Raw genomic sequence first — 16,544 nt, forward strand, 5'->3', positions numbered from 1 at the left:
CTTATGAATTCAACAGGTTATTACTATCTTTGATCATTAAAAAATCATTTCGGTTATGAAACTAAAAGTCGCTATACTTTCACTTTCTGTATTTGCATATACAGGTTTCACCGCACAAAATATTCAGAATAACCCAGGCAGCAATCATGGCAACAGGTTTGAGCAGCTGGGAACAATTCTGCCAACCCCCAACATCTACAGAACGGCATCAGGAGCTCCCGGACACGGATACTGGCAGAACAGAGCCGATTATAACATTACCGCTTATCTGGATGAAGATAAAAGAAATCTGAAAGGTTCCGAAACGGTGACTTACTACAATAATTCTCCCGATGATCTGGACTATATCTGGCTTCAGCTTGATGAAAACGAGCATTCCAGCATCAGAAATTCGGGGTATGATACTTCATCTGTTCTTCACCCTTCAACAACAGACCAGCAGCTTAAAATAACAGAACTTCCCGCCAAAGATAACGGCTATGGCGTAAGTCTTGAGAAAGTAACAGATGCATCAGGTAATCCACTGAAGTATACCGTTAACAAAACCATGATGCGTATAGATCTTCCTAAAGTGTTGAAAAAGGGGGAGAAATTCGTTTTCAAAGTAGACTGGAACTACAATATTCCCAACAGAATCAAAATGGGAGGCCGCGGCGGTTATGAAAACTTTCCTGAAGACGGAAATGACCTGTACACAATGGCACAATGGTATCCAAGAATGTGTGTGTATAGTGATTTCCAGGGCTGGCAAAATCATCAGTTTACCGGAAGAGGTGAATTTGCACTGGTTTTCGGAGACTTTAAAGTTTCCATGAATGTACCGGCCGATCATATTGTTGGCGGAACAGGAGAATGTAAAAATTACGATCAGGTATTGACATCTGATCAGCTGTCAAGATACAGAAAAGCTGAAAATGCCTCTGAACCTATTGAAATTGTAACATTGGATGAAGCTAAAAAGGCAGAAAAAAATCATTCAAAACAAAGAAAAACATGGGTTTTTGAAGCGAAAGATGTACGTGATTTTGCATGGACTTCTTCCCGAAAATTTGTCTGGGACGGAATGCGCGTAACGATTCCAGAAAACAATAATAAAGTAATGGCTATGAGTTTCTATCCCAAGGAATCTTATGGTCTTTACAGAAAGTTTTCCACAAAAGCGGTTGCTCATACCATTAAAACCTATTCGGAATTTACGATTCCTTATCCATACCCTGTAGCCCAATCTGTAGAAGCAGCCAGCGGAATGGAATATCCGATGATCTGTTTCAACTTCGGAAGAACGGAGAAAGACGGAACTTATTCTGAGGGAACCAAAAACGGAATGATCGGAGTAATCATCCATGAGGTTGGTCATAACTTTTTCCCTATGATCATCAATTCTGATGAAAGACAATGGGCATGGATGGACGAAGGTCTGAATACCTTTACAGAATATCTTACGGAAGAAAAATGGGACAATAAATTCCCATCCAAAAGAGGACCGGCATGGACGATCGTAGATTATATGAAACTCCCGAAAGATCAGCTGGAACCCATTATGAGCAACTCTGAAAATATTGTTCAGTATGGTCCTAACGCCTATTCAAAACCTGCCACAGGACTGAATATTCTTCGTGAAACAATCATGGGAAGAGAGCTTTTTGACAAAGCATTTAAAACGTATGCCAAAAGATGGGCATTCAAACATCCTGAACCTGCAGATTTATTCCGTACCATGGAAGATGCCAGCGGTGAAGATCTTGACTGGTTCTGGAGAGGATGGTTCTACGGCACAGATCCTGTAGATATCGCTATTGATAAAGTAACGATAGCTATTCCAAACCTTGAAACAGATCCAAAAGCTGCTGCTGAAATAAAATATCAGGTTGAAAAACCTTTGGTAAACAGTTTTGAAGACCTTTCAAAAATCAGAAACAGAGAAGATAAGAATATCAAATTCTACGTAGATGGTGACAAAGATCTTCAGGATTTCTATTACAGATATGACAGAGGCCAGGAAAAGCTTGATAATAATAAGCAATACACCATCAAAACTGAGGCTGGTCTTCCTTTAGATAACAAGGATAAAGAGAAATTCAAAAATATTACAGGATATCAGATCGATTTTGTAAACAAAGGTGGTCTGGTAATGCCTATCATTCTTGAGTTCACTTTTGAAGACGGATCAAAAGTGTATGACAAATCTGCAGCACAGATCTGGAGACTGAATGAACAAAAAGTTTCCAAGACCTATTATTTTGATAAAAAATTGAAATCTATTCAGCTTGATCCCATGAGAGAAACTGCTGATATTGATACTACCAATAATTTCTGGAGCAGCACCGGAACGGGTACTGAAACTTCAAAATTCCAGCTCTTTAAACAAAAACAGGAAGGCAGAAGTGTAAGGGGAGGCTCAACCGGAAAGGTTAATCCAATGCAGGCTGCAGGAAAAAGTTAACCATTAAAACGTTGTCAATTTCAACAATACAGCACTACTTCGTATTAAAAGATGATAAGAATGATTCTTTTTTAATATGAAGTAGTGTTTTTTTTTTGCTTAAAATCCGTTTATCCAAAAGTTCAGAAATAATTGCCCCTCCTTAAACTGTGGTCTTATCATAATTATCATAAAGCCGGAAGTGTCCGTCTTTTCTATTTATATTCTCAACCTCAGGATTTCGAACAAAAACCATTAATATCTGATAATCAAAATTTTATTATAAAAAAACATCAATAAAATATATCACATTATAAGGAAAAGCAGTATCTTTGATTCACTTCTTTTACACCAAATGTCAAAATCCTGATTGACTTTAAATGCTCAGGATGTACAACCAAAATATTTTTAACTATGAAAAATGCCAAAGTATTAAGCAGAGATGCTCAGAAATCTATCAATGGCGGAGCAGCAGGACGTTTTTGCTGCGAGTACAATTACAAAGGACAATGTATTCTATGGATCGGTCCGGGGCAGTATTGTCCGTAATCCGTTACTTGATAACCATTTAAGATAAAGCCGGAAATTTCCGGCTTTATCTTTTTACCCTAAATGTTCTTTTACATTCTTTTTATAGGTTCTCCCCAAAGGAAGTTCTTCACCGTTTTTCAAAAAAACATGGCTGGAATTATAGGAATTAATATGTTCTGATAATACAATATAGGATTTATGAATTCTGATAAATCCGAAATGCTGAAATTTCTCTTCAAAATTGGACATTCTCTCCAGAATCATATACTTTTTCAACGGTGTCATCAACACAATATATTCTCCGAATCCCTGTATCCAGAGAATATCTTTAAGGAAAACCTTGTTCATCACATAATTGGATTTGAACATAATAAAGTCTTCCTGCTGTTTACTGCCGGCCGAACTTTTAAACTGAACAAAATCCCTTGCTTTATTGACTGCTTTTTTAAAGGTATCAAAATCCACAGGTTTGATAAGATAATGAACAACATCCAGTTCAAAAGCTTTCACTGCATATTTTGTTTCCAGCGTGAGAAAAATACACAACGGCGGATCAGGAAGCTGCTGCAAAAGCTCTACCCCATTGATGCCAGGCATATTGATATCAAAAATAACCAGATCTACTTTATGAGCTTTCAGAAACGACAGTGCTTCTTCCGGTTTCTGAAATGAAGCCAGCAGTTCCACACCTTCCATCTGCTCACAATATTGCTTTACAAGCTGCAATGCAGGATATTCATCATCTACATTTACGATAGTCAGATTAGCCATTGATAGTAATTGTTAAAGCAATTTTATATTGATGATTTTCTTTCGGTCCGGAATAAAATTCATACTGGTCCGGATAAAATTTTTCCAATATATGAATAATTGCTTCATTACCCAACCCGTGATAATTGGATTCAACCGGATGAATGCTATTTTTCCCTACAGAATTTATAATTTCAAAATACAGTTCAGAGCGCTCAATATGACAGAATAATTTTATAAAACCATGATCATCTTCTCCTATTGCCGAATGTTTTAAAGCATTTTCAAATAAAGTAAGCAATATCGCAGACGGAATTTCAGCAATATCAAACTCTTCCTGATCTTCAATATCCATGACAATATCGAGCTGATTATTGTATTTAAGCTGATACAAAGCGGCAAGCGCTTTCAGTGAAGAAAATTCCTGAGAAACTGTTACTTTTTCTTTTCCGCTGTCATAGATAATATACTTCAGAAGTTTACTCAGCTGCAAGATAGAATCCGATGTCTTCTCCGAATGGGTAACACTGTTGGCATAGATATTATTAAGCGTATTCAGCAAAAAATGAGGGTTCAGTTTAGACTTCAGCAAATCGAGATAAAGCTGGTCTTTCTCTTCTCCAAGGCTGATCACATCCTGTTCTATTAAAAATTTGTCTTTGGTAATTCCCAAAAAAGCACCCACAAGAATGATGATTCCCTGCGAAATGTACACATTATAAAGAAAACCAACATGGTAGCCCTTTTCTCCGAAGTCTATCTTAAAAACTGCAGGCTCCCACAAAATTCTGAAAAGACTGGACACCAAAAAGAGGATTAAAGCATAGAGGATAAACTCCGGATATTTATTAGACAAATAGAATCTGGGAACCAAATAATAGTACACCAGATAATAAATTCCAATATTGAAAATGGTATTCAAAATAATGCTTATCACCAACTGCGTTGAGTCCAGGAAGTAGTTTTCGGTGAAATAAGTCATCAAAATGAAGATAAAAAGGAAAAAAATATGCTGAAACCTCAATAAAAATTTCCAACGGTATTCCATAAGGCTTTCCAGAATCTTACCACTAAATAAAATTCTGATAATCAATAATATAATAATAAAATTAATGATTAAAAACATAGTCCATACCTTATTTTGAAACGCATCAAATATAAATATCTTTTTGTCTCAAAATGCAGTTCGTTGAGAAAAACTGTCATTGATTGAAAAAATCCAGGCCCGCTCTTTCGAATAAATATATTTGAGAAACCGCAATATTAATCAAATATTACATGAAACTTAATATACAATTAACGCTTATTTTATCATTTTGCATGCTCAGTGGCCTTTTGCACAGCCAGAGTAAAGATAACTACAATATGTGGTTTCAGTACCTGATGTCGGCAAAGCTAACCGACAAGAGTACATTAACTGCGCTTACTCAATACCGTTCCTTCGATCTGGCCTATGACACAAGACTTTTCCTAGTGAATGCCTATGTAGATTATGAAGTGGCAGAAAATATAAGACCTGCCGCAGGAGCCATGTTTCTGATCCTCGAATCCTATAATGCCGACGATTCTAAAAAAATACGGTATGAAAAAAGACCTTTCCAACAGGTAACTGCTGATTATTATATCGGGAGAACCTCCATCTCCAACCGCCTTAGAGTGGAAGAGCGTTTTATCAGCAATCCTGATGAATTTGAGGTAAGAATCCGGTATCTGATCTCTGTCCGCATTCCTTTCAATAAAAAAGGGGAAAAGGAAAAACTCTACGGTATTCTTAAAAATGAAATAAGAATGAATGTTGATAAGCTAGAACCCTTCGACAGCAATCGTATTACCGCAGGCCTTGGAATAAAATTAGGGAAAAATTCTGCTTTGGAACTTGCCTTTATCAATCAGCTGGAAACCCAAAAAACGAGTAATTACGGGTTTATAGGCTTCAGAAATAATTTTGACTGGAGAAAGAAGAAACAACAATAACCTCACTAATATTTATACAAAACAATGCTTACATTTCTTGGTTTTTTAATGATTTTCATCTTCATGATTCTCATCATGAACAAAAAGATGACTCCGCTTACCGCTTTAGTTCTAGTACCCGTTCTTATAGCCGTAGTGGCAGGATTCGGGCCTGAGCTTGGAGATATGATAAAAAATGGTGTCAAAGAAATAGCACTTACGGGGGTTATGCTGATTTTTGCCATCCTTTACTTCAGTCTGATGATTGATACCGGTCTTTTTGAGCCGCTCGTGAATGCAATATTAAAAGCTGTAGGAGATAATCCTGTAAAAACAACCGTAGGAACCGCCCTTCTCACCACTTTAGTTTCTTTGGATGGCGACGGCTCTTCCACTTACATTATTGTAGTGGCGGCACTGCTTCCGCTTTACAAAAAACAGGGAATGAACCCTTTGGTTCTGACCTGTATTATCATGCTGGCAGGCGGAATTATGAATATTTTGCCATGGGGAGGCCCTACTGCGAGAGTAATGAGTTCTCTAAAACTGGGACATACTGAAATATTTGTTCCTATGATTCCGGTTATGCTGATCGGGTTGGTATGGGTATTTTTTGTTGCCTATATTTTAGGAGTAAGGGAGAAAAAAAGAATCAGCAAACATGGAAAATATACAAAATACAGCGGGCAGGATATTGCTGGTGAAAATGATCCTGCACTAAGACGTCCGAAACTTATTGTTATCAATCTGATCCTGACTATTGTTCTGCTTTGTGTAATGATTCTTGATATTATTCCTTTGGGAATTGCCTTTATGATCGCCTTCTGTATCGCTTCATTGATCAATTATCCGAAACTGAAAGACCAGCAGAAAATCATTTCAAAACATGCAGGGAATGCATTATCTGTAGCGGGAATGATCTTCGGAGCAGGAATTTTTACAGGAATTATGAATGGTACAGGAATTATGAATGCTATGGGAAACAGTATTATCAGTATTGTTCCTAAAACATGGGGTGGCTATCTGAATGTTATTACTGCTATATTCAGTGTTCCGCTTACCTTTTTCCTTACCAATGATGCCTATTATTTTGGAATATTACCCGTAATCACAGCAACGGGCAGCCAGCTGAACATTCCTCCGGATATTTTGGGACGCGCAAGCCTTGTGGGACAGGCATCTCATTTATTAAGTCCTTTGGTTCCCTCTACTTATCTGCTGGTTTCTCTGGCGGGTGTTGAATTCTCTGACCACCTGAAATTCACCTTAAAATGGGCTATCGGATCATCCATTGTAATGTTGCTGAGTGCTTTGATTCTTGGTATTATATAAGGTTATATCTTTGAATATCGTAATCTTATCATCTATAAAATATGAATGATGAAAACTGTCAAGCAAAAAACATTTACCGATTCTTATCTAAGAAACCTTACGCTTTATGTGTTCACAGCCATTATCTGTGGAGCATTAACCGGTTATTATTTTCCGGAAGTCAGTAAACAGCTGGAAAAGGTAAGCAGTTACTTTTTTATGCTTCTTGAAGTTTTGATTATTCCTGTTATCTTCATTGCAGTAACGTATGGGGTAAGCTATATTTTCAGCACTAAAAATGCTTTTAAAATTGTAATCCAGATGGTTCTGTATTTTGTAATCATCACATCCATAAGTATTCTATTGGGAATCGGGTCAGGTCTTCTTTTAAAGCCGGGAGCCGATACGGGGATTATTATTTCTTCCCATAAAGCGCTTCCGGAAAGGTTTACAAATCCTTTACGTATTAGCAACTATATCCTTTTTCTTTTAATCTCAATAACTGCAGGTATCCTGATTGGTATTTCAAAGAAAAGAAATAATATCTTTAAGGCTTTAGACGCCGGAAGAAATCTGTTTTTCAGGCTCATCAAATATGTGTATCTGTTTCTTCCGGTCGTCATTTTCTCTAATATCGCCTACGGAATTTCCGTCTATGGAATTAATACCCTGCTGCCATTAAGTAAAATTGTCGCCACAGTATATCTTACCAGTGTATTTTTTATTTTCGGGATATTAGGGGTTATAACGGCTTACTTTAAAATTAATCTTTGGGATTTTTTAATCAGCATCAAAGAAGAAATTATTCTTGTGGTCGCCACTTCTTCTTCAAAAACGGCCTTCCCAATGATCTTTGACAAAATGGAATCACAAGGCTATGACCGGAAGGTTCTTCGTCTTATTATTCCTCTCGGATACAATTTTAATCTGGCAGGCGCCTGTATTTATCTTTCTATTTCATGTATTTTTCTCGTTCAGCTATATAATATTCCTCTTGTGCCAATGGATTATTTCTGGCTTTTTATCACCATTTCCATTGCTTCCAAAACAGCTTCCGGAGTACCAGGATCAGGCTTCCTTGCACTGATGTTTACCCTAAGCAGGTTTGGAAAAATTCCTACCACAGATCTTGCACTGTTGTACAGTATAGACCGTTTTATGAACGAAGCAAGATCGGTTACTAATTTCATAGGTATTTCAGTTTCTGCAGCCATTATTTCAAAACTAAATCAAAATTCTATTTCTTTAAAAAATGATGTTTCCTGATTTCACCTACCTTTTCAATGACCTATTAGAAAACCCGGCAAAATCCATCGCTATTATCGGCAATCTTATCCTGATCGAAAGCCTGCTATCCGTAGACAACGCTGCAGTACTGGCAACCATCGTCATGGATCTGCCCGAACATCAAAGAAAAAAAGCCCTGAAATACGGAATCCTTGGAGCTTATGTATTTCGTGGGCTGGCTCTTATTTTTGCATCTGTACTGATTTCCGTATGGTGGCTGAAACCATTGGGAGGATTGTACCTGATCTATATTTCTGCTGACTGGTTTATCAAAAAAATAAAAAACACAAATGATGAAGAAAATACAGAGGAAAATCCTGATAAAGAATCCAGCTGGCTGTATAAAAATTCGACCGGGCTGCTGGGACAATTCTGGGCAACGGTTGCCATTGTGGAAGTAATGGATCTTGCTTTTTCAATAGATAATGTTTTTGCGGCAGTCGCTTTTTCAGATAACTTACTTTTGATTACATTAGGAGTTTTTATAGGAATTTTAGCGATGAGATTTATCGCGCAGTGGTTTGTTCGTCTCATGCAGGTTTTTCCTTTCCTGGAAACGGCCGCTTTTATTGTGATTGCTATTTTAGGAATTAAACTAAGTTTGTCTTTATATGAGCACTTCTACCCTGCTACGGTATTTGCTCATTTTTTAGCCAGCCATACTATGGAAATTTTAGTTTCCGCTATTACCGTTCTTTTGTTTATAGTGCCCGTAGCAACGAGTTATTTTTTCGGATTCCCAGCCCGCAAGAAATAATTTTTCTGCCAAATTTTCACATTCACAAATAAAAATCTGCCATTTCAGCCAGCAGTGTCTTATGGCATACATTTAGACAATTAGAAGACAGAATAATTAAAAAATAAATAATATTATGTCAGTAAACTTTAAACCATTGGCAGACAGAGTTCTGGTAGAGCCAATCGCAGCAGAAACTAAAACAGCTTCAGGTATTATCATCCCGGATACTGCAAAGGAAAAGCCGCAAGAAGGTACTGTAGTGGCAGTAGGTCCCGGTAAAAAAGATGAGCCTACAACAGTTCAGGTAGGTGACAAAGTTCTTTATGGAAAATATTCAGGTTCCGAATTAAAATTGGAAGGGAAAGATTACTTAATTGTAAAGGAAGGAGATTTATTGGGAATCATTGGGTAAAATGCAGTAAGCATTAAGCTATAAGCAGTAGGCAATGAGAGACTACAAAAAATATGATACCTGGAAAATTTCTCATGAACTGGTAAAAGAAATTTATATTATTTCTGAAAATTTTCCTAAATCTGAGCTTTTGGGTCTTACTTCTCAAATAAGAAGAGCAGCAGTTTCTATTCCTACCAATATCGCAGAAGGTTGTGGAAGATCCACAGACAAAGAATTCGCAAGATTTTTAGAAATAAGTATAGGTTCCACAAATGAAACGGAATACCTTCTTTTACTTTCTTGTGATTTAGGATTCACTTCTGAAGATAAAATAGCAAATCTTAATGCAACACTGAATTTAATCAGACAAAAACTTATACAACTCAGAAAAAAATTATTAAATAATAATTAATTGCTAAAGGTAAAAAAGCTTATTGCTTAAAGCCTATAGCCTAAAGCTTAAAATTATGGCAAAAGAAATAAAATTCGATATTGAATCAAGAGACGCTCTAAAAAGAGGAGTTGATGCATTGGCTAATGCAGTAAAAGTAACTTTAGGTCCTAAGGGAAGAAACGTAGTAATCGAAAAATCTTTCGGTGCTCCACACGTAACTAAGGATGGTGTGTCTGTTGCAAAAGAAATCGAACTTGAAGACAGAGTAGAAAATATGGGAGCGCAGATGGTAAAAGAAGTGGCTTCCAAAACTAATGATATTGCAGGAGACGGTACTACTACCGCTACTGTATTGGCACAGGCTATCGTAAGAGAAGGTCTTAAGAACGTAGCTGCGGGTGCTAACCCAATGGATCTTAAAAGAGGAATCGACAAAGCAGTAACTGCTGTTGTTGAAAACCTTAAAACACAGTCTCAGGCTGTGGGAGATTCTACAGATAAAGTAAAGCAGGTAGCTTCCGTATCTGCTAACAATGACGAAACAATCGGTGCTTTAATCGCTGAAGCTTTCGGAAAAGTTGGAAAAGAAGGTGTAATCACTGTAGAAGAAGCTAAAGGTATCGATACAACAGTAGATGTTGTAGAAGGTATGCAGTTCGACAGAGGATACCAGTCACCTTACTTCGTGACGAACCCTGAGAAAATGTTAGCTGAACTGGAAAACCCATATATCCTTTTAGTAGAGAAGAAAATTTCTTCAATGAAAGAATTGTTACCGGTTCTTGAACCAATTGCACAAGGTGGTAAGTCTCTATTAATCATTTCTGAAGAAGTGGAAGGAGAAGCTTTAGCTACTTTGGTGGTCAACAAACTAAGAGGATCTCTTAAAATTGCTGCTGTAAAAGCTCCGGGATTCGGAGACAGAAGAAAAGCAATGTTGGAAGATATCGCAATCCTTACAGGCGGACAGGTGATTTCTGAAGAGCAAGGTTTCACAATGGAAAACATCTCTTTGGATATGCTTGGAACTGCTGAGAAAGTAACGATTGACAAAGACAACACTACAGTTGTAAACGGTGGTGGTGACGAAGCGAAAATCAAAGGAAGAGTAGCTCAGATCAAAGCTCAGATGGAAACTACAACTTCTGACTACGACAGAGAGAAACTTCAGGAAAGATTAGCTAAGTTAGCTGGTGGTGTTGCCGTACTTTACGTAGGTGCTGCTTCTGAAGTGGAAATGAAAGAGAAAAAAGACAGAGTAGATGATGCCCTACACGCTACAAGAGCAGCTGTAGAAGAAGGTATTGTTGCAGGTGGTGGTGTTGCTTTAGTAAGAGCAATTAAATCTCTGGAAAGCCTTTCTGGTGCTAACTCTGACGAAAATACAGGGATCAAAATCGTGAAAAGAGCGATTGAAGAGCCATTAAGACAAATCGTTGCCAATGCAGGTGGTGAAGGTTCTGTAATCGTTGCTAAAGTAGCAGAAGGTTCAGGAGACTTCGGATACAATGCAAAAACTGACGAGTATGTAAACATGCTTGAAGCAGGAATCATTGACCCAACTAAAGTAACAAGAGTTGCCCTTGAAAACGCAGCTTCTGTTTCCGGAATGCTTTTAACTACTGAATGTGTGATCACTGAAGTGAAAAAAGACGAACCAGCTATGCCAATGGGTGGTGGAATGCCAGGAATGATGTAACGGTCAGCTACTGAGGCAATTTAATATACTAACCGTTCTGCTTTTGTAGGACGGTTTTTTTATCTGTAAATTTTAAGGCAAAGGTACCTGGATTGGCATCCTTGTCAAGGCTTAAAACCTTGACAAGGATCTGCTGAAATATATTTGAAAACGCAGCTTCTGTATCTGGAATGCTTCTTACCACTGAATGTGTAATCACTGAAGTGAAGCGCGCTGAACCAGCTATGCCAATGGGTGAAATGCCAGGAATCATGTAACAGCGTGTCGCTGAGACAAATTAATATACTAACCGCTCTGCTTTTATAGGGCGGTTTTTTATGGTTTTCCGTAAGGAAGTGATTTTAAAATATTTTAATTTAGTAAAATGTAATTAAAACAGTAAATAATATATATAAACTAAAAATTAAATTTAAATTATTCAAATTTGAAAACACAACTTAAGTACCCTAGGTAAATTAAGATAATAGCCTCTCTGTTTTTTAGAGTGTTTTTTTGTTTGAATAAATTTAAATAATAAAAAACTCTATAAAGTTTGAAATTTAGGATATTTTAATTCTTAATTATGCATTTAACTCCTTATATTTTAATAATTTTAGTCCATAAAAAAACAGAGATCTTTTTAAAATCAAATTAAGGTCTATTTTTAAAGATCCTAGTAGAATGATTTATATATCATCTTATAAAAATTAAGAAACTATAATAGCTTATATTAAACATGAATAAAATTTCTTTTGAAAACTGGAAAAATAGTATGTCTTTTATGATAGATAATAATTTTGACAATAATTTTCTCCTATCTATTGAGCCTTTAACAAGATTTATTAATCAGAATTCGACACAATTTTCTAATGCAGACCAACTCACAGATTTTTTAACTACTAATACAGAATTTACCGCCTTAATAAAATTAAAAGCTTTAGTCTCGTTAATAGGCTTATCAGAAGAGCGACTAAAAAGAGTTGTTTCTTTAATAAGATATAGGTATTATAATGAAGAATTTAGATCCGAATGGGATATCAAAAAAATTAGTAGAAATATCATCTTAGACGCTACATTTAGAAATTTATTAATTGATTTTTTTATAAATGGGAGAAATTCAAGAGTTGGCCAAGAAATTCCATTATATTACATGAGGAATTTCAAGCTTTTAATCCCTGAATTTATCTTAGATTTAGGAGAATTTAGTTATGTAGAGCGTATTTTAAACGATAATGAGATACAAGGTAAATATTCGAATGAAGTCGGAGCTCATGTAGAAAGTATAATCAAGAATAAACTTGACAACTATAAGACTAATATTAATAACAGGCTCACATATGATATACAAAAAGAATTTCCTTTATTAAATAAAAACATTGACTTCCTTATTCCCTCTGTAGATTCACCAATTATACTCATTGAGTCTTCTTACAATATAACAACTGGTAGTGGCCAATCAAAACGTGCCGATCAGCTAGTCGAATTTTATAGCCAATTAATGAGACATAATGCCAATCATCGTAACAATAAAATTTTAATGCTAAATTATTGTGATGGTTTTGGTTGGGTAGGAAGACAAAATGATCTGCATAGAATTTATGATGCAAGTAACTTTGTATTTAATCAAAAAAATCTTAATGTTCTTGATGAAGTATTAAATCATTATTACCCTCAACTGTAAGGTAATTTAAATAAGGGTGAACCATTTGGCTTGCCACAAAGTCAACTACTGGAACAGCAACCGTGTTTCCTAATAAATCAAATGCATCATATTCTTTAGTAGGAATTTCATACCATTCAGGATAACCAAATAATCTCAAACCTTCACGAATTGTCAATCTACGTAAACCATTCCCATCAGGAACGGCTAATCTAGAAACATCTGTAGCTACCAAAGTTGGAGCAATATCATTTGGATCTAACACTTTATTTACTTCAAAGCTTAATTTCCCAGTTACAATATTATATCCTTTAGGCTTTGACGTATCATATTCACGATGAGTTGTAACCCCATTGGGAGCAACTGTCTTTACAAGTTTTTTGGGATGTTCTATTTTCAAATACCCTTTATTACTTAAATCATCTAATAAAGATTTTAATTCAGCAGCAGGTAATTTTATAAATGTATTTATTTGATTTAAAGTTAGTGGCATCCCATCCATCCAATCAATTCCGATCTCTTCAGCCCATTGTTTTTTCCTTCTTTGCTTGAATAGCTGATTAAGTATTTCAGCTTGTTCTTTAGACACAGATCCTTTGATTTCAATGTCCCAGCTATGAATATTATTATCTCCTCCTCTTTTATCTTTTATTGATTTCCCATATAAATCTTCAATTGAAAAATGGGATAATAATTTATCTATAAAATCAGATTTTAAGGTTGGCAACCCTGTTTCTAAAATATCCTTTAACAATTGAAATTTAGGCTCATTTCCTCTTAAATCAATCACTTCATCTTTAGTCCCAACAATAAAAATACGTTTTCTAGATTGAGGTAATCCAAACTCTAAACTATCAAAAACTTTCCAACTTGTTTTATATCCTAATTCTTTTTCTAAAGTATATAAGATTGTCTTTAAAGTTCGGCCTATTTTATCTGTCTTATCCTCTAAATCATGTTTTACTAAACCTTCAACATTTTCTAATATAAAACCATATGGTTTTTTTTCTCTCAATATTCGTTCGATTTCAAAGAATAAAGTCCCCCTTGTGTCCATAAATCCCTGACGTTTGCCTCCTGAGCTAAAAGGCTGACAAGGAAACCCACCCAATAAAAAATCAAAATCTGGAATAGAACTATTCTCGATATCAAAAATATCACCAGCAAAAAAATCGTGATTAAAATTATTTTTTAGAGTTTTAATAGCATAAGGTTTTATTTCAGAAGTCATCACACATTCTGTTTCAATACCATTCTTTTTAAATGCATTTTCAAACCCTAATCTTATACCTCCAAGGCCTGCAAACAAATCAATAAATTTTACTGTATTATTTTTCATTTTTGAGAATTTTATAGGGTTCACTAGGTTCGGCTATCATTAATAATTGACTTTCAAAATCATTAATTTCTATTTTATAACAACCAATAACGGTTAGACACTGCAAAAGAAAGCAAGCACTAAAAGTTCCTCTGCTTATTTTACTATCAATACTAGCTTTAGTTTCATCAATTCCAACCTCATTTAGCATTAAAGCCAAATCATTATTTGAAATACCACGCTTTACTAATTCCGACTTTAATAATCTCTTTGCTATGTCATTCCAATTTGTCATAAATACAAATTTTGATTTTGCAATATTCAACAAAAATTATCATATATGCAAATAATTGTTTAAAAATAATAAAAATACAATTCTAATAAAATTAATTATGTATAAATTAAAGGTTTTCAATTCTTTAATCTTCTCTAACTCCGCAAAGCCCCCTCATCTTTCCATAAAACAAGCTCCGAAGTCTTCATACTTCGGAGCTTGTTTTATTTATCTAATTCAGAATAATATTCTTCAAAATCAAAAACGATATCAAATAATTCCTTTGGATGTATTCTTAATCCGGTTGCAATTTCAATGAAAGTACTGAGTTGACAATCGATCTTGTTATTAGCAACATCACTGATTCTTGCAGCAGTAACATTACATCTTTCAGAAACCTTAGAATAAGGAGTTTCTCCTTTTATTTCTTTTATTTTTTCTGAGACCATTCTTTTGATTTCATCAGTCTTAAACTCGTTCATAATCGCACTGTTTAGTGCAAATTGTAATTATTGGCATAAATTACCATTACCGAATTCGGTAATATTTAAATATTTTTATTATATTTGTCTAAACATTACATCCGAAGATGTAATTTTGCGATACTTCAAAGAAATATAGAAGCTATTGCTTAGAATCTCAACTTGAAAACTGGTAATTTAAAAGTACACGAGAGGATAAGTAAACAGCTCACGACCTAGGCGTGGGCTCTCTTATCCGTGTACAGGTATACCAGTACCTCAAGTTGGATATTGTAGAGTCTCATGCCGTTTTTATTTTCATGCTGTTCTGCTTTTCTACAATCATCTTTTTCTAAGCCCGCTTTACCACATAAAGTATCATGATACGGTACAATGGAGTGTACAATCCATTGCGGCTTTCGGGCTTTCAGAAAAACACAAATTCTATCATATTACCCTTGGTTCGTATGGGCAGGAAGTTCAGGCATTGCCGGGGCTTCCTCCTTTACAACCAGTAAAAAAACACAAAAACATGACAAAAGCCAAAGCAGATATTCAACCTCAACCCCACCCCGGGAAAAGCCGAAAAAAGCATGGCGGCTTACAGCGGATGGAGACCTTCTTCCAGTTCAATGATCTGGAAACCTCCAAAAAGAAACTCAACAGCATTATGAATCATGCCATAAAAAGAAATAGCCGGATCAACGAAGATCCGTCCGTTATCTATCACTTTCACCAGTGTATGCAATCGTTTGTACAGGCAGGCTATCTCATGGCACTGAAAGAAAAGAAACAGACCTTCAATATTCATGTTGAAGAGGTCTATCCTCCATTTCTTGGCTTGCTGTCTGAGAAAGAATACCAAAATCCTCTGCTGGTCTTTAAAAAAGCATTCAGAGAATACAGCGTACAGGAATTTAATTATTTTTTGTCCGGGATGGTTTATTTCTCCCTCAGGGTTTACCACAACCTGCCGGAAAGGAATATCATCAGTCCGTACCTCCATCTGACCAAAATGCTGGATGCAGCATACCTTATTCTTGAAAGAAGAGGAAAACAGTAAAGCTTTAAAAATTAAATTGAAAATGGTTTTGACGGTATTCGGATCAGATCTGATTTAAACTCAACTTCTTAAGATATGCAGATTCTGTATGCGGAATACTTTTAACAACAGATGGGTAATCACTGAAGTGAAAAAGGACGAGCCAGCCATACCAATGGATGGCGGAATACAAGGAATGATGTAACGGTCAGCGACCGAGGCAAATTAATATACTACCCGTTCTACTTTGTAGGGCGGTTTTTTTGTTTTATGGTTACCGCACGATAATATCGTGCAGCTTTTTTTATATTAATAGAATCTTTAATGTAT

At 35.7% G+C, this 16,544-nt stretch carries 17 protein-coding genes; 11 read left to right on the forward strand and 6 right to left on the reverse strand.

Annotation, left to right across the window (positions count from 1 at the left end):
• Positions 1–55: 55 nt before the first annotated feature.
• Positions 56–2,443: a M1 family metallopeptidase gene (locus tag ACODR7_RS05665; RefSeq protein ID WP_488837923.1), complete on the forward strand. Its 2,388-nt coding sequence runs from the start codon at positions 56–58 to the stop codon at positions 2,441–2,443.
• A gap of 393 nt (positions 2,444–2,836) precedes the next feature.
• The gene (locus ACODR7_RS05670; protein WP_262484577.1) at positions 2,837–2,971 is read left to right on the forward strand and encodes a hypothetical protein; all 135 of its coding nucleotides are present in this window, start codon (positions 2,837–2,839) and stop codon (positions 2,969–2,971) included.
• 54 nt (positions 2,972–3,025) lie between these two features.
• Here the strand turns inward: ACODR7_RS05670 and ACODR7_RS05675 are convergent, their stop codons facing one another.
• Together ACODR7_RS05675 and ACODR7_RS05680 are read right to left on the reverse strand one after the other, a co-directional pair.
• Positions 3,026–3,724, reverse strand: coding sequence for a LytR/AlgR family response regulator transcription factor (locus ACODR7_RS05675; protein ID WP_488837924.1), 699 nt, complete (start codon positions 3,722–3,724; stop codon positions 3,026–3,028).
• A complete protein-coding gene (locus tag ACODR7_RS05680) occupies positions 3,717–4,829 on the reverse strand; it encodes a sensor histidine kinase (protein ID WP_488837925.1) in 1,113 nt (370 codons plus the stop codon). The genes ACODR7_RS05675 and ACODR7_RS05680 overlap by 8 nt, the downstream gene beginning before the upstream one ends.
• A 152-nt stretch (positions 4,830–4,981) precedes the next feature.
• Here ACODR7_RS05680 and ACODR7_RS05685 point away from each other — a divergent pair, with 152 nt between their 5' ends.
• The 7 genes from ACODR7_RS05685 (at position 4,982) to groL (ending at position 11,480) form a co-directional block, all read left to right on the forward strand.
• Positions 4,982–5,677, forward strand: coding sequence for a DUF2490 domain-containing protein (locus tag ACODR7_RS05685; protein WP_488837926.1), 696 nt, complete (start codon positions 4,982–4,984; stop codon positions 5,675–5,677).
• A gap of 24 nt (positions 5,678–5,701) precedes the next feature.
• Complete coding sequence (locus tag ACODR7_RS05690; RefSeq protein ID WP_488837927.1) at positions 5,702–6,988, forward strand: CitMHS family transporter; 1,287 nt, start codon at positions 5,702–5,704, stop codon at positions 6,986–6,988.
• A gap of 45 nt (positions 6,989–7,033) precedes the next feature.
• Positions 7,034–8,233: a cation:dicarboxylate symporter family transporter gene (locus ACODR7_RS05695; RefSeq protein WP_488837928.1), complete on the forward strand. Its 1,200-nt coding sequence runs from the start codon at positions 7,034–7,036 to the stop codon at positions 8,231–8,233.
• Complete coding sequence (locus tag ACODR7_RS05700) at positions 8,220–9,011, forward strand: TerC family protein (RefSeq protein WP_488837929.1); 792 nt, start codon at positions 8,220–8,222, stop codon at positions 9,009–9,011. The genes ACODR7_RS05695 and ACODR7_RS05700 overlap by 14 nt, the downstream gene beginning before the upstream one ends.
• A 115-nt stretch (positions 9,012–9,126) precedes the next feature.
• On the forward strand, positions 9,127–9,405 hold the full coding sequence (locus ACODR7_RS05705; RefSeq protein ID WP_076597733.1) for a co-chaperone GroES: 279 nt from the start codon (positions 9,127–9,129) through the stop codon (positions 9,403–9,405).
• A gap of 34 nt (positions 9,406–9,439) precedes the next feature.
• Positions 9,440–9,799 carry a four helix bundle protein gene (locus tag ACODR7_RS05710; RefSeq protein WP_488837930.1) on the forward strand — a complete coding sequence of 120 codons (360 nt, stop codon included), beginning with the start codon at positions 9,440–9,442 and terminating at the stop codon, positions 9,797–9,799.
• Between the two features lie 55 nt (positions 9,800–9,854).
• Complete coding sequence (gene groL / locus ACODR7_RS05715) at positions 9,855–11,480, forward strand: chaperonin GroEL (protein ID WP_076597731.1); 1,626 nt, start codon at positions 9,855–9,857, stop codon at positions 11,478–11,480.
• Positions 11,481–11,508: 28 nt separating this feature from the next.
• Here the strand turns inward: groL and ACODR7_RS05720 are convergent, their stop codons facing one another.
• Positions 11,509–11,733, reverse strand: a complete 225-nt coding sequence (locus ACODR7_RS05720) for a hypothetical protein (RefSeq protein WP_488837931.1) — start codon at positions 11,731–11,733, stop codon at positions 11,509–11,511.
• A gap of 462 nt (positions 11,734–12,195) precedes the next feature.
• Here ACODR7_RS05720 and ACODR7_RS05725 point away from each other — a divergent pair, with 462 nt between their 5' ends.
• Positions 12,196–13,140, forward strand: a complete 945-nt coding sequence (locus tag ACODR7_RS05725; protein ID WP_488837932.1) for a DpnII family type II restriction endonuclease — start codon at positions 12,196–12,198, stop codon at positions 13,138–13,140.
• Here the strand turns inward: ACODR7_RS05725 and dcm are convergent.
• From dcm to ACODR7_RS05740, 3 genes are all read right to left on the reverse strand, one after another.
• Positions 13,094–14,458, reverse strand: a complete 1,365-nt coding sequence (dcm, locus tag ACODR7_RS05730; RefSeq protein ID WP_488837933.1) for a DNA (cytosine-5-)-methyltransferase — start codon at positions 14,456–14,458, stop codon at positions 13,094–13,096. The genes ACODR7_RS05725 and dcm overlap by 47 nt on opposite strands.
• Positions 14,448–14,732 carry a DUF6471 domain-containing protein gene (locus tag ACODR7_RS05735; protein WP_488837934.1) on the reverse strand — a complete coding sequence of 95 codons (285 nt, stop codon included), beginning with the start codon at positions 14,730–14,732 and terminating at the stop codon, positions 14,448–14,450. The genes dcm and ACODR7_RS05735 overlap by 11 nt, the downstream gene beginning before the upstream one ends.
• A gap of 203 nt (positions 14,733–14,935) precedes the next feature.
• Positions 14,936–15,193, reverse strand: coding sequence for an XRE family transcriptional regulator (locus tag ACODR7_RS05740; protein ID WP_110367960.1), 258 nt, complete (start codon positions 15,191–15,193; stop codon positions 14,936–14,938).
• A gap of 511 nt (positions 15,194–15,704) precedes the next feature.
• Here ACODR7_RS05740 and ACODR7_RS05745 point away from each other — a divergent pair.
• Positions 15,705–16,235 carry a hypothetical protein gene (locus tag ACODR7_RS05745; protein WP_488837935.1) on the forward strand — a complete coding sequence of 177 codons (531 nt, stop codon included), beginning with the start codon at positions 15,705–15,707 and terminating at the stop codon, positions 16,233–16,235.
• The last annotated feature ends 309 nt before the right edge of the window (positions 16,236–16,544 follow it).

It is taken from the genome of Chryseobacterium sp. FG46 (assembly GCF_057809135.1).